At 68.1% G+C, this 533-nt stretch carries 1 protein-coding gene; it reads left to right on the top strand.

Translation table 11 applies throughout. The annotated features are described in order from the left end of the window. A partial coding sequence (locus ACYF6T_RS44615) for a hypothetical protein (RefSeq protein ID WP_461703715.1) occupies nucleotides 1-524 on the top strand: 524 nt, incomplete at its 5' end. Between the last annotated feature and the right edge of the window lie 9 nt (nucleotides 525-533).

Raw genomic sequence — 533 nt, 5'->3', positions numbered from 1 at the left:
CGACCGCTGTGCGCCCTGGCTGCGCAATGGGCATCGCGGCTGCGCAATGCTGGGCTGACCTGCGCTTTTTCTTGACTGCGCAGCTGTTGGCGCTGGCTGGCTTGCTGGTGCGCAGTGACGAGCAGGGCGAGGCTTGGTTACTGCTGTGGCTGCGCGTGGTGGCGGGTCAGTGCCTGCCAGCGCCGTTCGAAGTCGACGGCCTGCTCGGCGATGTAGTCGGCTGTGAGGGGCCGGTTGTGCTGCGCGGTGATCCCGTGGGCTGCGCACTTTTGCGCAATGGCGTCGAGCGACGGGGTTTCGTTGCGCACCCGCTGTTCCGCCCAGAGGTTGCAGACGCGGCGTGCACAGTGCCCATGCAGCCCAACGTCACCGCGTGGGTCCGGCTGAAGGCGCCGGCCTTCCTGACACACCGTGTTGATGATCTTCCGGGAACCATCCCCGCAGGCGCGGGGAGCACAGCGACGTCCGCCGTACGCCGTGGCGTACTCCGGGACCATCCCCGCGGGCGCGGGGAGCACACTTGATGACCTGTG

The sequence above is a fragment of the Streptomyces sp. 7R007 genome (genome assembly GCF_054850255.1).
The sequence above is the reverse complement of the archived record's forward strand: the minus strand, read 5'-3'. Positions and strand labels throughout refer to the sequence as shown.